Below are 18,318 nucleotides of genomic sequence, written 5' to 3'. Positions count from 1 at the left end.
GTTCTACGAGCCGAACCTCACTTTGCTTCTTGAAGCATATGACCGTATAATTCATGGGTATTGAATATTGAAGTGGGAAAATTCAAAAAACAGGTGAGCATATGGAACGAAGTAAAGGATTACCAGATAAAATAAAAGAAGATAATTACAAATTATTTACGGTACTAAGTCATTATTTGAATAATTCACCGGACTATATTAACGAAGAAGAAATGAATGAGATGATCCAAAGTGGAGTAACTTCTGAATATGCTTTTAAGTTAATGTTAGCGGCTGCTTTCGGTCTAGATATTGTGGACAATGTTAAGGATAAGGATTTCTTTAACAAGTATTTTAACAACATGGTCCATCAACTGGATGCCAATGAATATCAGGATAATCCATACTATAAGAATATCAAGATCCCAACGATTAAGATCGGTCATAGTGAACTGAAATATGAGAAATATAAACCTTTTGAAGGCTTTGTGTGTAATGATATCATTCAAACCGAAGAGGGGAGACAAATTCCTCAAATCGGATTTTTTGATACGGAATTCAGTTTTCCAGCCGTATTAGAAAACGATAGAATCTGGATGACGATTACACCGAATGAAATTGAAACGATGAAAGAAGCGGTCGATCAAGCATTTGGTGACGTACTTACTTTTGGACTTGGGCTTGGCTATTATGCGTATATGGTATCTGAACAAGAGAATGTGGAAAGCGTTACGGTTGTTGAAATGAATGAAGATGTCATTTACTTATTTAATAAATATGTATTACCACAATTTCAGAATGCTCATAAGATTACGATTATTAAAGCAGATGCTTTTGAATATGCTCAAAGACACATTACTCCCGGGACATATGATTTTGTATTTACTGATTTATGGCATGATGTTTCGGATGGAATAGACATGTATTTAAAAATGAAAAAGGTTGAAAATCAAAGTCCTGATACGATATTTACGTATTGGATCGAAAAGTCCATGTTATGTTATTTGTAAAGCCTGATATTTCAGGCTTTTTCACATTTTACTTACCATTTGTTTGAGAATCAACCCCATTACAAAGACCGCGCAAGGCGGAATCCAAGGTCATCGATCCCAAACGATGGGTGACTGCGACGACGACATGAAGCCCCACAACCTCTTTCCTCTTCAGCCCAGCTACCACCTCGAAATATTCGATAGGAACCATATACGTTCTCGTCATATAGATCCCAACACCATTCCCAAACGTTCCCTAACATATCGTACAGACCCCATGCATTAGGTTCCTTTTGTCCCACCACATGAATGTTGTCTTCTGAATTATCTTTGTACCAAGCGATTCTTTCTATTTCTCCGTATCGATATCCTGTGGTTCCTGCTTTACATGCATACTGCCACTCTGCTTCTGAAGGAATGCGATAACCGGTTGCTTCCCAATCACAGAGAATTTCTTCACTGTCATTACTTATAGAATAACACTCCGTTAATCCAGCTTGTTGAGAAAGTAGATTGCATAAGTAGATAGCCTCATTCCATGAAATATTTACGACGGGCTTCTGATATCCATCAATAGAAATAGGTGATTTATTCGTAATGGAACAATACATCTCCGTTGTTACCTGATATTTCGAAAGAAGGAATGATCTTATTTCGGTTGTCCATATCCGTTTAGTTCGGTCGTCTCTTAATTCTATTTCCCCGCCTGGGATGTGGACCATCGGATCATCATCATAACGCTTGTATCCATCGGACATGAACCTGCCTCCTTATCATCAGAGTTAACTAATGCTCAATTTATGAAGAGCTTGTTGTTCATTAGACATGAAAAATAGATCCTTCCCGTTATTACTCTCATACATAAAGTCTTTAAAATTCTTACTTGAATACTCAGAAAAGTCGCCAATGATCGCAATCTTTACGTGATAGTTAATAAACTTTTGCAATATTTCACCTGCAAGCCGCGTTTTTAAGTTGAAAAAGTCGTCACATATGGCTGACTTATTTATAATAATTCGATGACAACCAGCTTCATAATTTACGGTTGCTATCAAATCCAACGCCGACTGAACATCTGTTATCAGCATCTCACTGTCGCTTATAACAGCTATTTCTACATTATTCTCTTTTATTTTGGTTATTCTCATCGTTATCTCCACCATTCATAGCTTAATATTAATTCGTTCTTCACGACGTAATCTATACGATATGGGCTACTCTGTCAAGGATAGCAAAATGATTGGCTTGGTTCCTTTATATAGACAACAAGGGAAATAAGAATACGTCATCGAATAGTAAATATGTTGGTCAAATCGAAGGATATGGTCATTCTCGGCAGTCCTAGGTTCGCACACCACCTGATGCAGCTTGATGAATTAGTTTTCGCAAACTCGTGACTTTAGTCGTGAGTTAGAATACAGAAACACAGATCCGGGAATACATCGAAAATCAGAAAGTGAGGTGAAGCTATGTCAATTAAAAAAGCTTATAAGTTCCGAATTTATCCTAACAAAGCACAAGAAACTCTAATTGCTAAAACGATAGGATGTTCAAGATTTGTTTTTAACCACTTCCTAAATAAGTGGAATGAAACATACAAGGAAACAGGCAAAGGATTGACATATGCATCATGCTCTTCTGAACTCACAAATCTCAAAAAAGAAATAGATTGGCTAAAAGAACCAGATAAGTTCTCTTTGCAAAACGCTTTAAGAAACTTAGATGATTCTTATAAGCGATTCTTTAAGAATCAGAATGATGCTCCAAGGTTTAAAAGTAAAAAGAATCCTATTCAGTCCTATCAAACGAATTTTACAAACGGAAATATTGCTGTTATGGACAACAAGATTAAGTTACCGAAACTTGGACTTGTTCGCTTTGCGAAATCGGGAGAAGTAGAAGGACGCATTCTAAATGCTACTATTAGACGCAACCCTTCTGACAAATATTTTGTATCTATACTTGCGGAAACAAATGTAGATTCACTTCCAAAAACAAATAAAGACGTCGGAATAGATGTGGGGCTTAAAGATTTTGCTATTCTGTCTGATGGTACAGTGTTTGGTAATCCTAAATTCTTTCGAACACTAGAGTTTAAGTTGGCAAAGGAACAGTGTATTCTTTCTAGAAGACAAGAGTTAGCGTTGAAGCAAAAACGTCCACTTATTGAAGCTAAGAACTATCAGAAGCAAAAGAAGAAAGTCGCACGTATCCATGAACACATAACCAATGCTAGAGCAGACTACTTACATAAGATCTCTACTGAAATCATCAAAAACCACGATGTAATCGGTATTGAAGATTTATCAATAAGTAACATGCTTAAGAATGGTGGTCTTGCCAAGGCAATCAGTGAAGTATCGTGGTCGCAATTCAGAACGATGCTTGAATACAAAGCAAAATGGTACGGAAAACAGGTTGTAGTCGTAGCTAAGAACTTTGCAAGTAGTCAGCTATGTTCAAGTTGTGGATATCAAAACAAAGCCGTTAAGAATCTTGCATTACGTGAATGGGATTGTTCAGAATGCGGAAGCCATCACGATAGAGATATTAACGCAAGCTTAAATCTTAAAAATGAAGCGATAAGATTTCTAACCGTAGGAATTACGGGGATAGCCTAATCCATTAGAAGCCATTAGGTTTCCGTACTTAGGAATCATGTCACTTTAGTGATGAGTAGTTCAATAGTAGCTAATGGACCATTTTTTCTCTGTTGCACCTTTTATTAATTAATATATGGTAAACTTGGGACATTGTTGAATAGTAGGGGGAAGGTATATGAACAAGAAATATTGGGTGGGGTTTATTGTGGTAGTGTTCTTGCTAGGCAACGTAACCGGAGCCTGGGCAGGATCTGCTTGGAAGGAAGTAAAGGCGCTCTTTAATCCTTCGCTCAAAGTGGAATTGAACGGTCAGGAAATCGATGGTGTCAAAGCATTACAGTACAATGGAAGTTTATATTTGCCCGCTAAGAGCGTTTCTGATTATTTCGGTCTAAATTCGAAGCTCGTTTTCGACAACAAGACAAATAAATTAATCATCGGCGGTCCCATGTACGTGCATTTGGATGATCGGGACACCGCGAACTTCTTCCAGATTGTCATTAACGGCAATTGGAGGCCCTCTGTAATGACTGATAATTGGATGTTATACAGCAACTATTATATGGGAGTGGACTTCCGATTAGAGTCAGAGGAAGGCTTGAGCTTGGACAAGTATGTCAATCAGGCATTAAAGAATGCGTTCAAGTACGTCAAAGTGAACAAGCAAACGAACACAAAGGTCGACGGAGCAGAAGCCCAGGTGATTGATTACGAGGCAAGTGACACGGTCGGTAAGTTGGTCTTCATCCAAAAGGATACCAATTTCGCAACCCTGCTGTTCTTTGTCGATAAGACTCGGTATCAGGCTAAAGATTTGAAGGAATACGAAAAAATTATTGCAAGCTTCAACATTCAGTAGACTCCGAGATATGGAATCTTGAGTCGAATATCAATATTAATTAACGGGCGCGCCGGATTTGGAGCCCCGTTTTTTTTTAATAAACTTGCCGTTACAGACAGCGCGGTTAACTGTATCGCAAGTAGTGTAAAGCAGAGAATCGAGCTTGAAATTGCAGGTTAGGGCTTAGGATGTCTAGGCATTCGACACATGAGGAGTGTATAACAGAAAATAATTTTAAGTATAGAAACGGCATTAATAATTACAACTGAAATACAATCTTCCATTACGCCAACGGGAGACGATAGCCCAATTAACCACCTTTTGACACAGGAGGTCTTCTTAGGGTCACAACTCAACATTATAATTTAACATAGCCATGTTGTTAAAAAGAGAAAGCCTTGGACTAAATAGTCCAAGGCTTTCTTTTATATGGTCTTATTTTTTAACTTTTCTAATAGAGTTTCCAACCAGTGGGTGGATTGCTCGATTAGAGATCCAAAGTAGCTATCCATGAAATCGACAACTTCACGAATGGAATCATCTACATCCATTTGATGGTATATTTGATTCATATACTCTGTTTTCTTTCGTGACTGTTCGATTTTCTTCTCGATAATCGGAATCACTTTGTCCGTTTCAACATAACGGAGATTCATAAGACCGACAATCATATCTGAAATCGATTCTGAGCTCTCTATTAACTGATATATTTTGAGTGGGAGTTGCTTACGTCCTTTATCAGTAATGGTAAATACCTGCTTATCTGGACGATGTTCTTCTTTAATAATCTCAACTTGTTCAATTAAGCCTTGTTTCGAGAGTGAATCAAAGTGATAATACAGTTTGCTTTCAGTAAGATTACCCATTTTATCAAATGGAATAGGATGAGATAGTTCTTTTTTTAATTTATACGGATAATTATCTTCATCCATTAACTTACTTAAGATATAAATTTGAATTGACATCACAAACCCACTCCTAATTTGTTGGCTAACTACATATTACCAAACTTAGGCGGTTAATTCAGCTTTGTTTTTCTCTTCAATAGTTTGTGTAGTTTCTTTAGTCACAGCCATTGGTTTATGAACAAACCGGACGATTACAACGTTGATCAGCATCGCACCGACGAATACCGCTGCTAATCCCCATAAGAATGGTGCTGGGCTGATCGAACCAAACATTTGTGCCAAGTAAGCTTGCACAGAATAATACATCGGTGTGATGCGGCCGAACCAGTCGTATGGTGTATACATCATCTCACGAGGCATAGTCGCACCATTAGCAAGTGTTTGCATCAATAGGATTGGAATATTTAGAACCATACCCCCTTGACCAGCTAAGAAGACCATCATTGCGCAGACGTTAAATGCAGCCATAAACATTAGAATTTGCTGACCGGCGACTGGCAGAAGTATAGATAAGTCTATATTTGCAACAGAGAATGCAATAGCCATAGCGAAGACTGTTGCTACTACCGCGATAATAAGAGCTGTTAACTGTACGTAAACAAATAATTTTGTCTTACTTGCTTTTCCACGGAATGCTACAAATGAACCAACTAATTGCAATGATGCAATCATAGCACCAGTATAGGCTGCCATCGTTAAGAACATAGGTAACATGTTGTTATGCATGCCATCTGGAACATCATTGATAACTACATAATTCCCAACATAACTGTTTTCTATTTGTGCAGCAAGAGCCGCGGCTTGTTCTTCAGGTACCTTGAAGTTCTTTAATATACCTTGTGCCGTTTGCTCTGAGAAGTTCGAGCTTAATTGATTGTTAATTTGTGATACAACGGAAGACATCGATGAAGATACCATTGTGGCGGAAGCTTCGTTGACTGTGAAATCAATACCTGCGGATACTTTGCCACTTTGAACATTGGCAGAGAACTCTGCAGGAATATGAACAACTAAAGCTAACTTATTATGCTCTAATTCATCCATTGCTTTATTATTTGTAACATCTGTTTTTATCGTTTTGAATGGTAAGCTTTCTGTAAGCTGACTTGAAATCTGAGCTCCATATTCACCGGCATCATCATTAACGATTGCGATTTTTAAGTCATCCATGTTTCCTGGAATTGCTGCATATCCCGGGATGAAAATTCCAAGCATGGCTACGGCATAGAACACTGCCATAAACATAGAGCCAATGGCCCCTTTAGATTTCAAAAATTGTTTAAACTTCAATGTGAATTTCCTTTCTCTTAGACGCTTTTTTTATAGTACTTTAATTAAAGTACTTTGATCAACTGTGATATATCTTACAATAATATAAATTGAATGTCAATTTTAGTTTGATTTGAATGAAAATAAGACGCCAGGAACGCTCCTGTACGTCTTGTTTATTTTTCTGTTGGGGCTTGATCCGATGACCCTTTTATGTGGTAGAGATTGAATATAATTGAAGTCGGACTACCTATTCTATCACGATGCTAATATAATAAAATTTAGGCGGTATATGATGGAGAGGAAGATAAATATGGATGACGTGATTAGACAAACAATCATAAATAAAAATGAAAATCTTATTCGTATGGTTATTGAACGTGCAAAAAGAGATTTTCCAGAGGATATTGCAATCATTGGGCTTACAGGTTCATTTAGTACCGGAGATTTCCATGAAAAAAGCGACCTTGATCTAATTATCATTAATAATACTGACCGTGGTTGGGGCATATCTTCCTGTTTTATTCTGGAGGATGTCGGATATGATATATATTGTACTCCTTGGGATACAAGGATAGAGGATCAAGCGAACCTTGAGAGTGAAATGGTTTCGTGTCTGATTGGTTTACAGATATTATATTGTGCAAGGCCTGAATATTTGGAAAGGTTTAATGAATATAAACAGAGAGCACTCGATGCATTGGCAAAACCTATAGGGAGCGACTGCATTAGTAGAGCAAACAAATGTATAGCTATAGCAAAACAGGAATATACCAATACATTACTTTCGGATGATCTAGGAACAATAAGATATGCTTCATCTGAAGTGGTATACAACCTGTTAAATGCTCTGACGCATTTGAATAATACCTATTTTAAACGGGGCATGAAGAGACAGTTGGAGGAAATATGTACTTATACATATAAACCCGATCATTTTGAAAGAATATATATGGATGTGATCGAAGCTAAAACAATTGAAGAAATAAGAAATACATCATATGTTCTCCTAAAAAGCGTAGTTGATCTTTATGACAAAATGAATGAGCAATTTGAAGAAAAACCTATACCGACCTATGATAATCTCCGTGGCACCTATGAGGAATTATGGTGTAATATCCGCAATAAGGTGATCATCAGTGTGGAGACAAATGATAAATCTTATGTTTACCAGGTTGCTATGAGTGCACAAAATTACTTTGACGAAATGACAAAAACAATAGGAACAACAAAGATTGATTTAATGCAGTATTTTGATGCAGATCATCTTCCTGTATTTAAAGAAAAATTTCTGCAGGCTATGGATAACTATTTGGAGGAATACAACAGGGTAGGAAGAAACGTCGCACGATACGATACTTTCGAGCAATTATATAAGCAATATATGATGCTGAACACACCCAAGCAATAGCACAATTACTGGTTTACTAGGCCTCTTTCTGAGATTCTTATGTAAATTACTTAAAGATGGATAAGGTATTACGCTGATGTCTTCATGGACTTCAGCGTTTTTATTATGTGAAGGCATAAAAGAAGAAAAGAAGTAGAAACTATGTTCACATTGTAGTAGTAAATACAAATGAATTCCATGGAGGTAACGTAATGGTACACAACAATAAGAATTTTCAGAGACACATTCAAGCATCACTTCTAATCCTCATCTGTATGTTCACGATACTAAGTGGCTGTTCAAAGGCAGAACCTGAATCGCAAAGATCAACACCTTCAGCAGAATCTCCAACACCAACGGAATCCAATAAGAATAACACAACAGAACAACCTAATTCACAATCAGATGTAACCGGGTCGGAAACAGCGGGACTTCCCACAGGTGTGCAGATCAAAAAAGTTGTCAAAGAAGAGACATTGAAAAATGGTGTTCATAAAAAGGTGGAGTTATTAACAGATGGTGGTAAACGAATTACAATTACCGATTCAAACAATGAGATAGTGATTCAACATCTTGAATATGAAGGGATGATTCTAACGGTTAATGGAAATGAAGTTACCGTTCAAGTGGAAGACGGAGGACATCAAACCTTGAACATCCCTAATAAAGTAGTGATTGAAGATGATGAGAAGCTTGGGTTGAACAAAGGTGTTGAAATCGAGTGGGAGGTAAACACAGATGGACAAATTCAGAGTGTCGAATTAGATAATTGATTTTGATTTCGGATAATAATTTACTACATCTTTAACGAACTAAAACAGTCCTAAGCAGTTGAATTGCTTAGGACTGTTTCTATTGTAGAAACTATTACAGCTCATCAGCAATACCTAACAATGCGATACCTAGAATGACGACCACAATAACTCCGTATTGCACCTTGCTCAGTCTTTCTTTGAGGAATATTCGCGAGAGTATGATGGAGAATATGCTATATGAAGCAATGAGAGGTGCTGCTATAATAGCGTTACTAGACATAGCGAACACATAGAAGAACTGTCCGGTTGTCTCCAAAATAGCCGCGCAACCTTTGTCTCTTTCTTTGAATACGTTGAACGGCTCTTTCTTGATGAACTTGAGGTATATAAATGTAAATACGGCACAGATAAAAAAGGTAAATTCATAAGCCAGTAAGGCCGAGTCTTCGCTGATCAGACTAAGTTCATCTAAATAGATCGCGTCAGCGAAAGTTCCAAGTCCATCGATTATACAATATAGAATTGGGAACATTATGGCCATGAAGCCAATCTGATATTTCTTATCGATTTGTGTGGAGCTATCTCGGAGGGCAGCATGTTCTGCACGCTTCTCTAATACAGCAATTCCGACAACGCCCAGGGTGATAATAGCCACACCTAATAGTTCAACAATACCCAACTCATGCGTGAAAAAGATGAACAATAGTACAGTTGTTACAGCTCCAGAAGAATTCTGTACGGGAGATGCAATGGAGAGGTCAATATATCGGAGACCAATATAGCCTATTGCCATGGATATGATATACAGTGCAGATACAGGGAAGTATCGGATTAAGTCTATGGGATCGAAGGTAATTCCCTGGATAAACATATATGCTGTGCCATGAATACCCATGACCAGACCAACGATGATGACGATTTTAATATGGCTGAATCTATCGTTGCTATCAGTCCCTTTCTTATAAAAAAGGTCAGCACCTCCCCAAGCAAGAGCAGTTATTAAAGCAAATATAAACCACATGATCATAACTCCTTGTTATCAATTATCTTTAATTTAAAATGTTGTATGATTGTTCACAAAGCTTCACTATTATAATCAATGTACGAGGGATGTCAAGCGGGTGTCAGGTTTGAGAATGATTTTATAGAAATGACGGTGTACTTATGAAAATTGAAATTGGAAAAAATATAATAGAATATCAGGTTCAATATGGTCTTAGAACTAAAATATCTTTGCATATCGATTCGTTAGGACTCATAACGGTTAAAGTTCCAAGAGATACAAATGAAGAGACGATTATAAGAGCGATCAAACAGCAAAGTAAGTGGATCCAAGAGAGATTACATCTTATAGCAGCGGTTCAAGAAACCCATAAGCCCAAAGAATATCAGGATGAGGGTAAGTTTCTATATCTGGGTAAAGAATGTCTTCTTCATGAATTGATAGATACGAATGGTTTAGGGGAAGAGGAACTCAAGAAGAATCTCAAGAAATTTTATTTCTCTAGTTGTAAGAAAATTGTAGGGGAAAGAATAAAAAGCTACCAAAATCAACTAGGAGTTAAGCCCAAAACGATTGAAATTGTAGAGTCTTTAACGAAATGGGGAAGTTGTAGTTCAGACAAGAAATTGACTTTTAATTATCTTCTAGCCATGGCTCCACTTGAAGTGATCGATTATGTGATTATCCATGAACTATGTCATCTGACGCATATGAACCACGATCGGTCATTCTGGAGACGACTTGGTAGTGTGATGTCCGATTATAAGGAAAAGGAACAATATTTAGCAAAACATGGACGATCGATGACACTTTAAACATAACGGGGAACGGGTGCATTTTAAATTAAATGTGTTCTTTTTTGTTATTCACTGTACACTTCGGTTAAGAGTGATATAATGAGCGGTGGTTTGATAAACCATGTGTAGCACACAATTCTGACAAAGAAGTGATAAAAGTGAATAAAATGAACCAAAGTATGAACCAAAAGGTAGTTTTTTTACTAAATAAGTATTTTACAGGCGACTCCATTGATTACAAGCAAATTATCGCGATCATCATTCCGATATTTGTGGACCAAGCATTTATCATTCTAATGAGCTTACTGAATACGGCGATGATCAGCTCCTCAGGGGTTGCTGCTGTTAGTGCAGTGAGTATGGTGGATTCGCTGAATATTTTCTTAATTAATGTGTTTGTCGCTGTCGCAACTGGGGGTACCGTCATTGTTGCGCAATATAAAGGCAGTGGGAATCAGAAAATGGTATCCAAGGCGGCTTCGCAAGCTATAACCGCTGTTGCGATGTTATCTGTTCTAATCAGTACTTTCGTTATTGTTTTTCATACACCGACCTTAAACTTGCTATTTGGTAATGCTGATGCTGACGTATTTCACAATGCAAAGATCTTCCTGATCGGTAGTTGTATCTCATATCCCTTCATTGCCATTTTTCAAGCTGTGAGTGGTGTTCTTAGAGGGGTTGCGGAGACGAAAGCCTGTTTGGGATTATCGTTAATTATGAATATTACTTATCTGTGTTTAAATATCCTATTAATTACGGTATTCGACATGGGTGTCATGGGACTAGTGATTTCTATGATTCTGGCAAGAGTATTAGGAATGGTTACATCGTTAATCTATTTAACGAAGTATAATCAGACGTTACAATTTAAATTAAGAAATGCACTGCGTATTGATTTTTCCATTTTTAAAAAAATAATGTTTATTGGGGTTCCATTTGCTGCAGAACAGATGTTTTTTAATGGGGGTAAACTATTAACCCAGACGTTTATTGTGCAGTTGGGAACGATCGCGATGACGGTGAATGCCATTAGTGGTTCCATATCGCTACTGTTTCAAATCGGAGGAAATGCACTTAGCATTTCCATTGTAACGGTCGTTGGTCAATGTATAGGCCGAAGAAATATTCAGGATGCAAGGAAATTCATTAAATCTTTTATTGGACTTTCAACAGCATTTTTCTTGGTCGCAACAGCCATAATACTGCCGCTATTCCCGCTGATTGTAGGAATGTTCTCTCCACCAGCCGATATTATTCCGTCCATCTTTGCACTGACGTTATTAATATCGATTGCTCAACCTTTATTGTGGTCATTTAGCTTTATTATGCCTTCGGCATTACGTGCAGCTGGGGACTCCAAATTCACATCGATCTCTTCTTTACTATCTATGTGGTTGTTCCGCGTCATTCTAGGTTATATTTTAGGAATTACGTTTCATATGGGTATTATGGGTGTATGGGTTGCTATGGTTGCTGAATGGGCTATTCGTGGATTCGTCTTTGCATGGCGATTCAAAGGTGATAAATGGTATGCTCACAAGTTGATCTAGAATAGAAGTAAATAATCTCAATTATTGTAAGATGAATTGCACCCCCATAGAACAGACATTGGAGACCCGTAAGGTGTAGCTGATTGTTCTAGGGGGTGTATTTTTATGGGAAAAGGTTCTTTAATAAGATACATGGATGCTTCAATATATAGTGTAATATGTGTGACGAAAATAAATGGGAAGGAGTTATACATACATGACAAAGGTACTCGTAGTAGATGATGAAGTTAGTATTTCCAGTGCCGTGGCATATGCTCTTCGAAGAGAAGGTTATACGGTGGAAACAGCTGGAGATGGTCAGGAAGCACTGGATTGTGTAGATACATTCAAGCCGGATGTCATGGTGCTTGATGTGATGATGCCACGGCTAAGTGGATATGATGTCTGTCGGAAGTTAGATGACCGACACCGTCCGGCCATTCTTTTGTTAACTGTAAAGAACGATATTGTAGATAAGGTGCTAGGGCTGGAGCTCGGTGCTGATGATTATATGACTAAACCTTTCGATATGCGAGAAATCATCGCCCGAGTAAAGGCGTTATCACGTAGACGTGTGAATCAATCTGTTGAGCATTCCCCACAAGGGCAGTACCAGTTGGCAGGGCTTACGATAGAAATGTTCAGTCGTACCGTTCGTATGGAAGGGCAAGTACTCGACTTAACACCCAAGGAATTTGATCTGCTTGTGTTGTTGGCGCGTAATCCTGAGCGCGTATATTCTAGAGAAGCACTACTAGACCAAGTATGGGATATGGATTTCGCTGGCGGAACCCGAACGGTGGATATTCACGTGCAGCGATTACGCAAGAAGTTAGGGAAGCTCCAAGGTGTGATCCAGACGGTATACGGCATTGGATATAAGAGCACGGAGTCTCCCTATTGATGAAGAGAAAAATACGTATTGGATTGAAGGGAAAGGTAGCTTTACTACTAGCTTTACTCTTAGCGTCCGTTCTAATTGTGCTGAGCACGCTCGTTCTTGCAGGAATACGTGAGGATCAGCGTAGTCGCCTTGAACAATCATTTGCTCATGAAGCAGCAACGGCAAACTTGAGAGTACGACAAGAATTTTTGACAGGAACCCGAGTAACACCAGAATTATTCATGCAACAGAGCGGTCAACGTCTTGCGGTTGATCTGGGTGCGCAGAGCGGCATGGCGATCACTCTCTATCAAGCAAATGGTTCATTCGCGGGCACCTCACTTCCAGTTCAACCTAGAACAGATGTTAGCGATGCCCTGGCATATACGGCGAGAGGACAATCGGCCTACATAACAGAAGGAGATCAAATCCTGTATTTAGCCCCATTATACCAAGCGAATGAGCGACTTGGGACGATACAATTCCATGCTTCACTTGCAGAACAGAATGCCTTTTATTTGCGGATACAGAATCTATTTATCGTAGCGGGGGTAGCCGTTCTCGGAGTTGGATTTCTCATTGGGTACATCTATGTATGGCGTCAGGTGAACGTTATCGCAAGATTAAATCTAGCGGCTAAGCAGATAGGCGAAGGGAAGTATCTCGATACACTCCCAGTTCGTAGGAGGGATGAGCTTGGGGAGCTTGCGGAAGGGATATATGAGATGAGCGGAAGCATCTCTTCTTCTGTTAACCAGCTTACGGAAGAAAGGCTGAAGCTACTGGATGCTATCGCACGGTTGCAGGAGCTGGAACAGCAGCAGAAGCAGTTTATCGGTAATATTAGCCATGAGTTAAAGACACCACTCACTTCGATACTGGCTTACGCTGACCTTCTAGAGATGTACCACGATGATCCGTCTTTATTGGAAGAGGCTAGGATTCAGATCGGAAGAGAGGCGGAACGGCTGTATGAACTTATAGAGAAGGCGCTTCAGTTATCTTCGATGGACATTTATGATTTCGAGACAAAGGTGGATCATGTTCAAATGCGTCCCCTTCTTCAAGAAGCGGCTGACCGTATGCAGGCGAAGGCAGGGAGAAATCAAGTGGCCATAGAGACTCATGTAACAGAAGGAACAGCGTGGGTGGATCCAGAGAATGTGATGCATATGGTGCTTAATTTATTGGATAATGCTATAAAATATAATAAGCCTGGAGGAACGGTGACGCTCTCAAACCATTCGGTGAAGAATGTCAACGGTGACGATCATATGGTCATTGAAGTACTAGATACCGGCATTGGTATTCCAGACGATGTGCAGAGTCGCATATTCGATCCTTTCTATACGGTCAGTGGTGACCGATCTAGAGCGCATGGTGGAACAGGACTGGGATTATCTCTCGTACGCAGTCTGGCAGAGAAGCAACATGGCTCGGTCAGACTCGTTAATTCCAGTATCCATGGCTCGAAGTTTGAGATTACTGTACCCATGAATCCTCTGATAGCTGAACAGCATTTAAAAGAAAGCTCAGACGCTCATTAGTCTGGGCTTCGTTTGTATTATCATGCATGTTAGAACTTAAGATGAATACTCCCGCCACTTACCAACGCTATCGCTTTGGCTGAAGTGGGGGTTTCTGATGTATCATCCAACTTAATTCAGGATGCTTAACACCAGTGGAGTTGACACGTTGATGGTCTGGTTACCATCCAACCCCTCTATCCCATTTGCTACTTTGGCGGATACGTTTGGGAATACTTTTCGCATAATATTGGCTGCGCCGTTTACATCGGCATGTACTAAGCCCTTACAATTCTTATACAGACCGCGATACATCCGTTTGCCTGAGAAGGTCCATGTTCCCTTTTCGCCATAAGTCGGCAATGGGTCTAGATCTTGGAAGCTAGCTTTCGAGGTATACGCCTCTTCGGTCAGGATAACGACTATTCCCTGTTCTTCTGCCTTATACTTGATCATCTTGATGAGCATCTGATGGGGAATATGACTGAAGGACTGATTGTTTCGCCGTCCGATCCCGGGCGCTTGCTTCCATCCATCGTTATGTCCGATGACGATCGTACCGATGTTATGCTCCACTGCCAACGTAACGATATGATGACTCACCTTGTGGAAGATGTCTTTGATCCTACGGTGGCGCTTCAAATGGAGTTGTTCTAATCGTCTGGACGTGTACGCTCCTTCGCGTAGTTCCTTGCCCTGACGAAGAATGCGGGTATAGTACGCCTTCATCTTGTTGTAATACTGATTGATAGCTTTAACGATCTTGCCCTTCACGATGAGCGGTTTCGCTCCGGTCGTCGTGACGATGGTTGCAAGATTGTCGACGCCAAGATCAATGGCTAGCACGTGTTCTTGTACCGCTTCCTTCTTTTCCATAGGATAAGCGAAGATCATTTCAACCACGTATTGTCCATGGCTTGGGACAACACGCACTTGCATCAGTTGTCCGTCAGTATAGCCCAGTTTGCCGATGTTCAGTTGTAGCTTGGTCTTTGGAAACTTGAGACATTTCCGTTCTTTGATCATACAATCCTGATTGGAGAATATGACTTCCTTCACCCTGTTCCGAGCGTACCCTGGAATATGTGGCTTGCCGTTGTACTTCTCAGGATGCTGGCGGTAGTCCTTGATACTGGCAAAGAAGGCATTCCAATTGTGGAACACCACCTTCATGATTCCCTGACTGCACTGCGTTGGGAGCGCCCGATAATCGATTTGATTCATCACTTTGAACAAAGCATCCAAGAAGTTATAGTGAACAAAAGGACTCTCTTGCGAGGGTAGCTTGAACGGATGGGAACGGTTGTTATCTCTTCTTCGTTCGTTCATGACGTCAATATGGGATGCCAGCGTGTCCAGAACTTCCTATTGCAACGGCTGAAGAGGCTCATTCTTCCCAAAAGCGGTAACGATCTGTCGGATGTAAAAGTTGGTTGTGTTATACAGGTTCTTGGCATCCTGACATGCTTGATCGAGGTACGCAAACATGCGATGACCTGGTTTAATCCACACTTGATAGGTTCTGTACATTGACTTTGAATCTGACAAAGCTTCACCCCCTTACAGATACATGATACGAACATATGTTCTAAACCTATTGTACCTCTTAAGATATAAGAAGGGAAGAACATCTTGTGGAATTATTCAGGAGGTCGCCGATTCACCTCACCACTTATAGAAGTGGGAGTCCTCTCGGCGAAAAATGATAGATGATTGATATAAGGGAGATATTGTTTACAAGTTCGTTACAAGACAGATATCTTTTCGAGATATCCAGAAATTATACTGTAGTCAACAGGGATACATGGAGCAAGGAAAACATGATGACTACGGCCTCTAAGTTACATGCTCCCCGAACAAATTCATCATTTAGGAGGCTCTATATGAGACGTAATCACAAGAAACATATCGTAAACTTGATGTCAGTTGTCACGCTTGTGCTTACCTTAGTTGCCTGTCAGTCATCCCCTGAGAAACTTACTCCTGTGTCGCCGGATAGTAGTCAGTCTGGGTCAGATACGCAGACTAGTTCAGGTGGTAGTCCAACAGATGAAAGCGATCGAACGCTTACCGTTGTGAAGGGATCTGGACAGCAAGATAATCAGGAACTGACTATAGAGCGGATTCATCGGTTGGAAGGCTCTAATATTGAAGCTTGGTTATCGGACAATGAGGTTAGAATTAATACAACGAAGATATTGAAAGCTGGAACTAACACAGAAGAACCGAAGTATTCGTACACAACATCCATTGTTGACTTGAGTACTGAGGAGCAGCGAGAAGTTACGGACAATCAGTCAGACCCATTTACGGTTAAGGAGGATATCTCACCGGACGGTTCCTTCATCTTCATCCAGGAGTGGAAGGATAAGTACACAGCAGATAATTTCATTACGAATGTGAGCACAGGTAAACGTATTGCTGTAAAAGGAGATAACTATATGGAAATGGGCGGATGGTTGGATAACGATACGTACATTCTCGCGGCTGGTTCTACGGAAGGACGGGGGGATATCCGCCAGATTGCCACGGATGGTTCTTTTACAGAAATGACACTTGAGGATGATGCTGTTGAACAATTTATTCGATTTCAAGTGGGTAGTGGGCATATATACTATACAGATTCAAAAAATAACTTAAAAAGGGTTGTATCGGGGAAGAGTCAACCTACCTTACTTGCAAAAGGTGTTTGGGATTTCGAAATATCCCCGGATGGTCATCATATCGCAGTCACAACGGCAAGTGAACAAGGGAAGATGGGAACAAAGTTACTCATTTACGATACGACAACAACGGATTCACAAGAATTATTGATTGCGAATGGGGATATGATGTCTTACCTAGCTTGGGCACCCGATTCATCTAAATTAGCTTTTGACGTGTATACGACAGATAAGAAGGGAATGAACGGTGTGTATATCTTCGATTCTACTTCAGGAAAGGTATCGCCCATGGGTCCATCCTACTCACCAATGGGTCTATCTTATAACCCGCAGTACCCATTGACCTGGAGCCCTTCTGGTAAACGGCTTGGCATTACTATTGAAGACAAAGAATCGCTCATTGTCACACAGGTTATTGATTTTAAATAAGAATAGGGGATGAAGAATATGAGTAAAATGAAAAAATCTATCGTGTCGTTAGTTGTGTTAGGAATGACCTTATCTGGTGCTGTAGGTGTCTATGCAGGAACCAATATGCAGAAGATCACAGCCTATCTTAATCATAGTATCGGGTTTAAAGTGAATGGCGTTGCGTATCATCCAACAGATCTTAATGGAAAACCAATAGCTCCAATCACGTATCAAAATACGACCTATCTTCCCGTGCGGGCAGTGGCAGATGCGTTAAATGTTCCTGTGGAATATAACACGAAGAGTGGACAGGTGCTGATCGGAACCAGTCCATCGACATCAGGGATAGAGGTATCAGAGGTCAAGTATAGCGACGCACAGGTTAAAGAGATTACGAAGGCTTATGCTAATTTTGAATCCTTTGAGACCGTGTATGTTCCCAAACAAATGACTAAGGGAGATGCTTTCCAGAAGGTTAGTGGTGCAGGGGATGGCGTAGTTTTCTTATTTAACCACATGAAGGTTAATGTTTCACCACGTGATTACTCTGATGGTTACGATAGCAAATCAGTTAAGCTCGCTAATGGCATCGAAGCGCAATGGTATACACCTGATGATACGTCAATGTTAGGCTTCAAGCTGGATGATCGAATCGTGACGATCAGCTCACCAGATGATACCTTGAATCAGGCACAAATCGAGAAGGTTGCGGTAAGCGTAGCGAAGCTGAAATAATAACATATTATAAAAGTACCCATTATAGCCA

17 protein-coding genes and 1 pseudogene are annotated in these 18,318 nt (G+C 39.9%); 12 read left to right on the top strand and 6 right to left on the bottom strand.

Annotation, left to right across the window (positions count from 1 at the left end; all coding sequences use genetic code 11):
- The first annotated feature begins 101 nt into the window (after positions 1-101).
- Positions 102-989 (top strand): spermine/spermidine synthase domain-containing protein, encoded by an 888-nt coding sequence (locus AC1D69_RS15540; RefSeq protein ID WP_495457051.1) that lies wholly within the window; start codon positions 102-104, stop codon positions 987-989.
- A 59-nt stretch (positions 990-1,048) separates the two neighbouring features.
- Here the strand turns inward: AC1D69_RS15540 and AC1D69_RS15535 are convergent, their stop codons facing one another.
- On the bottom strand, positions 1,049-1,729 hold the full coding sequence (locus AC1D69_RS15535; RefSeq protein ID WP_495457050.1) for a formylglycine-generating enzyme family protein: 681 nt from the start codon (positions 1,727-1,729) through the stop codon (positions 1,049-1,051).
- 24 nt (positions 1,730-1,753) lie between these two features.
- Positions 1,754-2,119, bottom strand: a complete 366-nt coding sequence (locus tag AC1D69_RS15530; RefSeq protein ID WP_495457130.1) for a DUF4180 domain-containing protein — start codon at positions 2,117-2,119, stop codon at positions 1,754-1,756.
- 321 nt (positions 2,120-2,440) lie between these two features.
- Between AC1D69_RS15530 and tnpB the strand changes: the two genes are divergently transcribed.
- The 3 genes from tnpB (at position 2,441) to AC1D69_RS15515 (ending at position 4,595) form a co-directional block, all read left to right on the top strand.
- Positions 2,441-3,592: an IS200/IS605 family element RNA-guided endonuclease TnpB gene (tnpB, locus tag AC1D69_RS15525; RefSeq protein ID WP_495457049.1), complete on the top strand. Its 1,152-nt coding sequence runs from the start codon at positions 2,441-2,443 to the stop codon at positions 3,590-3,592.
- A 157-nt stretch (positions 3,593-3,749) separates the two neighbouring features.
- Positions 3,750-4,433 carry a hypothetical protein gene (locus AC1D69_RS15520; RefSeq protein WP_495457048.1) on the top strand — a complete coding sequence of 228 codons (684 nt, stop codon included), beginning with the start codon at positions 3,750-3,752 and terminating at the stop codon, positions 4,431-4,433.
- An 18-nt stretch (positions 4,434-4,451) separates the two neighbouring features.
- Positions 4,452-4,595: a hypothetical protein gene (locus AC1D69_RS15515; protein WP_495457047.1), complete on the top strand. Its 144-nt coding sequence runs from the start codon at positions 4,452-4,454 to the stop codon at positions 4,593-4,595.
- 245 nt (positions 4,596-4,840) lie between these two features.
- Here the strand turns inward: AC1D69_RS15515 and AC1D69_RS15510 are convergent, their stop codons facing one another.
- On the bottom strand, positions 4,841-5,380 hold the full coding sequence (locus AC1D69_RS15510; RefSeq protein ID WP_495457046.1) for a PadR family transcriptional regulator: 540 nt from the start codon (positions 5,378-5,380) through the stop codon (positions 4,841-4,843).
- Positions 5,381-5,425: 45 nt separating this feature from the next.
- Positions 5,426-6,613 (bottom strand): YhgE/Pip domain-containing protein, encoded by a 1,188-nt coding sequence (locus AC1D69_RS15505; RefSeq protein WP_495457045.1) that lies wholly within the window; start codon positions 6,611-6,613, stop codon positions 5,426-5,428.
- A gap of 292 nt (positions 6,614-6,905) precedes the next feature.
- Here AC1D69_RS15505 and AC1D69_RS15500 point away from each other — a divergent pair, with 292 nt between their 5' ends.
- Positions 6,906-8,003 carry a nucleotidyltransferase domain-containing protein gene (locus AC1D69_RS15500; RefSeq protein WP_495457044.1) on the top strand — a complete coding sequence of 366 codons (1,098 nt, stop codon included), beginning with the start codon at positions 6,906-6,908 and terminating at the stop codon, positions 8,001-8,003.
- A gap of 191 nt (positions 8,004-8,194) precedes the next feature.
- Entirely contained in the window at positions 8,195-8,755 is a 561-nt protein-coding gene (locus AC1D69_RS15495; RefSeq protein WP_495457043.1) for a hypothetical protein, read from the top strand.
- Positions 8,756-8,849: 94 nt separating this feature from the next.
- Here AC1D69_RS15495 and AC1D69_RS15490 read toward each other — a convergent pair whose 3' ends face one another.
- Positions 8,850-9,758, bottom strand: coding sequence for an EamA family transporter (locus AC1D69_RS15490; RefSeq protein WP_495457042.1), 909 nt, complete (start codon positions 9,756-9,758; stop codon positions 8,850-8,852).
- A 143-nt stretch (positions 9,759-9,901) separates the two neighbouring features.
- Between AC1D69_RS15490 and AC1D69_RS15485 the strand changes: the two genes are divergently transcribed.
- The 4 genes from AC1D69_RS15485 to AC1D69_RS15470 all read left to right on the top strand — a co-directional run bounded on the left by AC1D69_RS15485 (position 9,902) and on the right by AC1D69_RS15470 (position 14,499).
- Positions 9,902-10,555, top strand: coding sequence for a M48 family metallopeptidase (locus AC1D69_RS15485; RefSeq protein ID WP_495457041.1), 654 nt, complete (start codon positions 9,902-9,904; stop codon positions 10,553-10,555).
- Between the two features lie 161 nt (positions 10,556-10,716).
- Positions 10,717-12,090, top strand: a complete 1,374-nt coding sequence (locus tag AC1D69_RS15480) for an MATE family efflux transporter (protein WP_495457040.1) — start codon at positions 10,717-10,719, stop codon at positions 12,088-12,090.
- A gap of 196 nt (positions 12,091-12,286) precedes the next feature.
- A complete protein-coding gene (locus AC1D69_RS15475) occupies positions 12,287-12,973 on the top strand; it encodes a response regulator transcription factor (protein WP_495457039.1) in 687 nt (228 codons plus the stop codon).
- Positions 12,973-14,499: a sensor histidine kinase gene (locus tag AC1D69_RS15470; RefSeq protein WP_495457038.1), complete on the top strand. Its 1,527-nt coding sequence runs from the start codon at positions 12,973-12,975 to the stop codon at positions 14,497-14,499. The genes AC1D69_RS15475 and AC1D69_RS15470 overlap by 1 nt, the downstream gene beginning before the upstream one ends.
- Before the next feature lie 111 nt (positions 14,500-14,610).
- On the opposite strand, the pseudogene AC1D69_RS15465 reads toward AC1D69_RS15470, so the two are convergent.
- Positions 14,611-16,008, bottom strand: a pseudogene (locus AC1D69_RS15465) (RNA-guided endonuclease InsQ/TnpB family protein).
- A 353-nt stretch (positions 16,009-16,361) separates the two neighbouring features.
- Between AC1D69_RS15465 and AC1D69_RS15460 the strand changes: the two are divergent.
- Together AC1D69_RS15460 and AC1D69_RS15455 are read left to right on the top strand one after the other, a co-directional pair.
- On the top strand, positions 16,362-17,570 hold the full coding sequence (locus AC1D69_RS15460; protein WP_495457037.1) for a WD40 repeat domain-containing protein: 1,209 nt from the start codon (positions 16,362-16,364) through the stop codon (positions 17,568-17,570).
- Positions 17,571-17,588: 18 nt separating this feature from the next.
- Positions 17,589-18,287 carry a stalk domain-containing protein gene (locus AC1D69_RS15455; RefSeq protein ID WP_495457036.1) on the top strand — a complete coding sequence of 233 codons (699 nt, stop codon included), beginning with the start codon at positions 17,589-17,591 and terminating at the stop codon, positions 18,285-18,287.
- The last annotated feature ends 31 nt before the right edge of the window (positions 18,288-18,318 follow it).

Source organism: Paenibacillus sp. Y301, assembly GCF_059445505.1.
Note: the sequence above shows the minus strand (reverse complement) of the source record. Positions and strands in the feature narration are given on the sequence as shown.

What these genes read in the sequence shown, in the direction of transcription:
- AC1D69_RS15530 (WP_495457130.1), bottom strand. Translation starts at nt 2,119, where the DNA reads ATGAGAATAACCAAAATAAAAGAGAATAATGTAGAAATAGCTGTTATA.
- AC1D69_RS15495 (WP_495457043.1), top strand. Translation starts at nt 8,195, where the DNA reads ATGGTACACAACAATAAGAATTTTCAGAGACACATTCAAGCATCACTT.
- AC1D69_RS15485 (WP_495457041.1), top strand. Translation starts at nt 9,902, where the DNA reads ATGAAAATTGAAATTGGAAAAAATATAATAGAATATCAGGTTCAATAT.
- AC1D69_RS15455 (WP_495457036.1), top strand. Translation starts at nt 17,589, where the DNA reads ATGAGTAAAATGAAAAAATCTATCGTGTCGTTAGTTGTGTTAGGAATG.
- AC1D69_RS15480 (WP_495457040.1), top strand. Translation starts at nt 10,717, where the DNA reads ATGAACCAAAAGGTAGTTTTTTTACTAAATAAGTATTTTACAGGCGAC.
- AC1D69_RS15520 (WP_495457048.1), top strand. Translation starts at nt 3,750, where the DNA reads ATGAACAAGAAATATTGGGTGGGGTTTATTGTGGTAGTGTTCTTGCTA.
- AC1D69_RS15500 (WP_495457044.1), top strand. Translation starts at nt 6,906, where the DNA reads ATGGATGACGTGATTAGACAAACAATCATAAATAAAAATGAAAATCTT.
- AC1D69_RS15490 (WP_495457042.1), bottom strand. Translation starts at nt 9,758, where the DNA reads ATGTGGTTTATATTTGCTTTAATAACTGCTCTTGCTTGGGGAGGTGCT.
- AC1D69_RS15535 (WP_495457050.1), bottom strand. Translation starts at nt 1,729, where the DNA reads ATGTCCGATGGATACAAGCGTTATGATGATGATCCGATGGTCCACATC.
- tnpB (WP_495457049.1), top strand. Translation starts at nt 2,441, where the DNA reads ATGTCAATTAAAAAAGCTTATAAGTTCCGAATTTATCCTAACAAAGCA.
- AC1D69_RS15470 (WP_495457038.1), top strand. Translation starts at nt 12,973, where the DNA reads ATGAAGAGAAAAATACGTATTGGATTGAAGGGAAAGGTAGCTTTACTA.
- AC1D69_RS15510 (WP_495457046.1), bottom strand. Translation starts at nt 5,380, where the DNA reads ATGTCAATTCAAATTTATATCTTAAGTAAGTTAATGGATGAAGATAAT.
- AC1D69_RS15475 (WP_495457039.1), top strand. Translation starts at nt 12,287, where the DNA reads ATGACAAAGGTACTCGTAGTAGATGATGAAGTTAGTATTTCCAGTGCC.
- AC1D69_RS15540 (WP_495457051.1), top strand. Translation starts at nt 102, where the DNA reads ATGGAACGAAGTAAAGGATTACCAGATAAAATAAAAGAAGATAATTAC.
- AC1D69_RS15460 (WP_495457037.1), top strand. Translation starts at nt 16,362, where the DNA reads ATGAGACGTAATCACAAGAAACATATCGTAAACTTGATGTCAGTTGTC.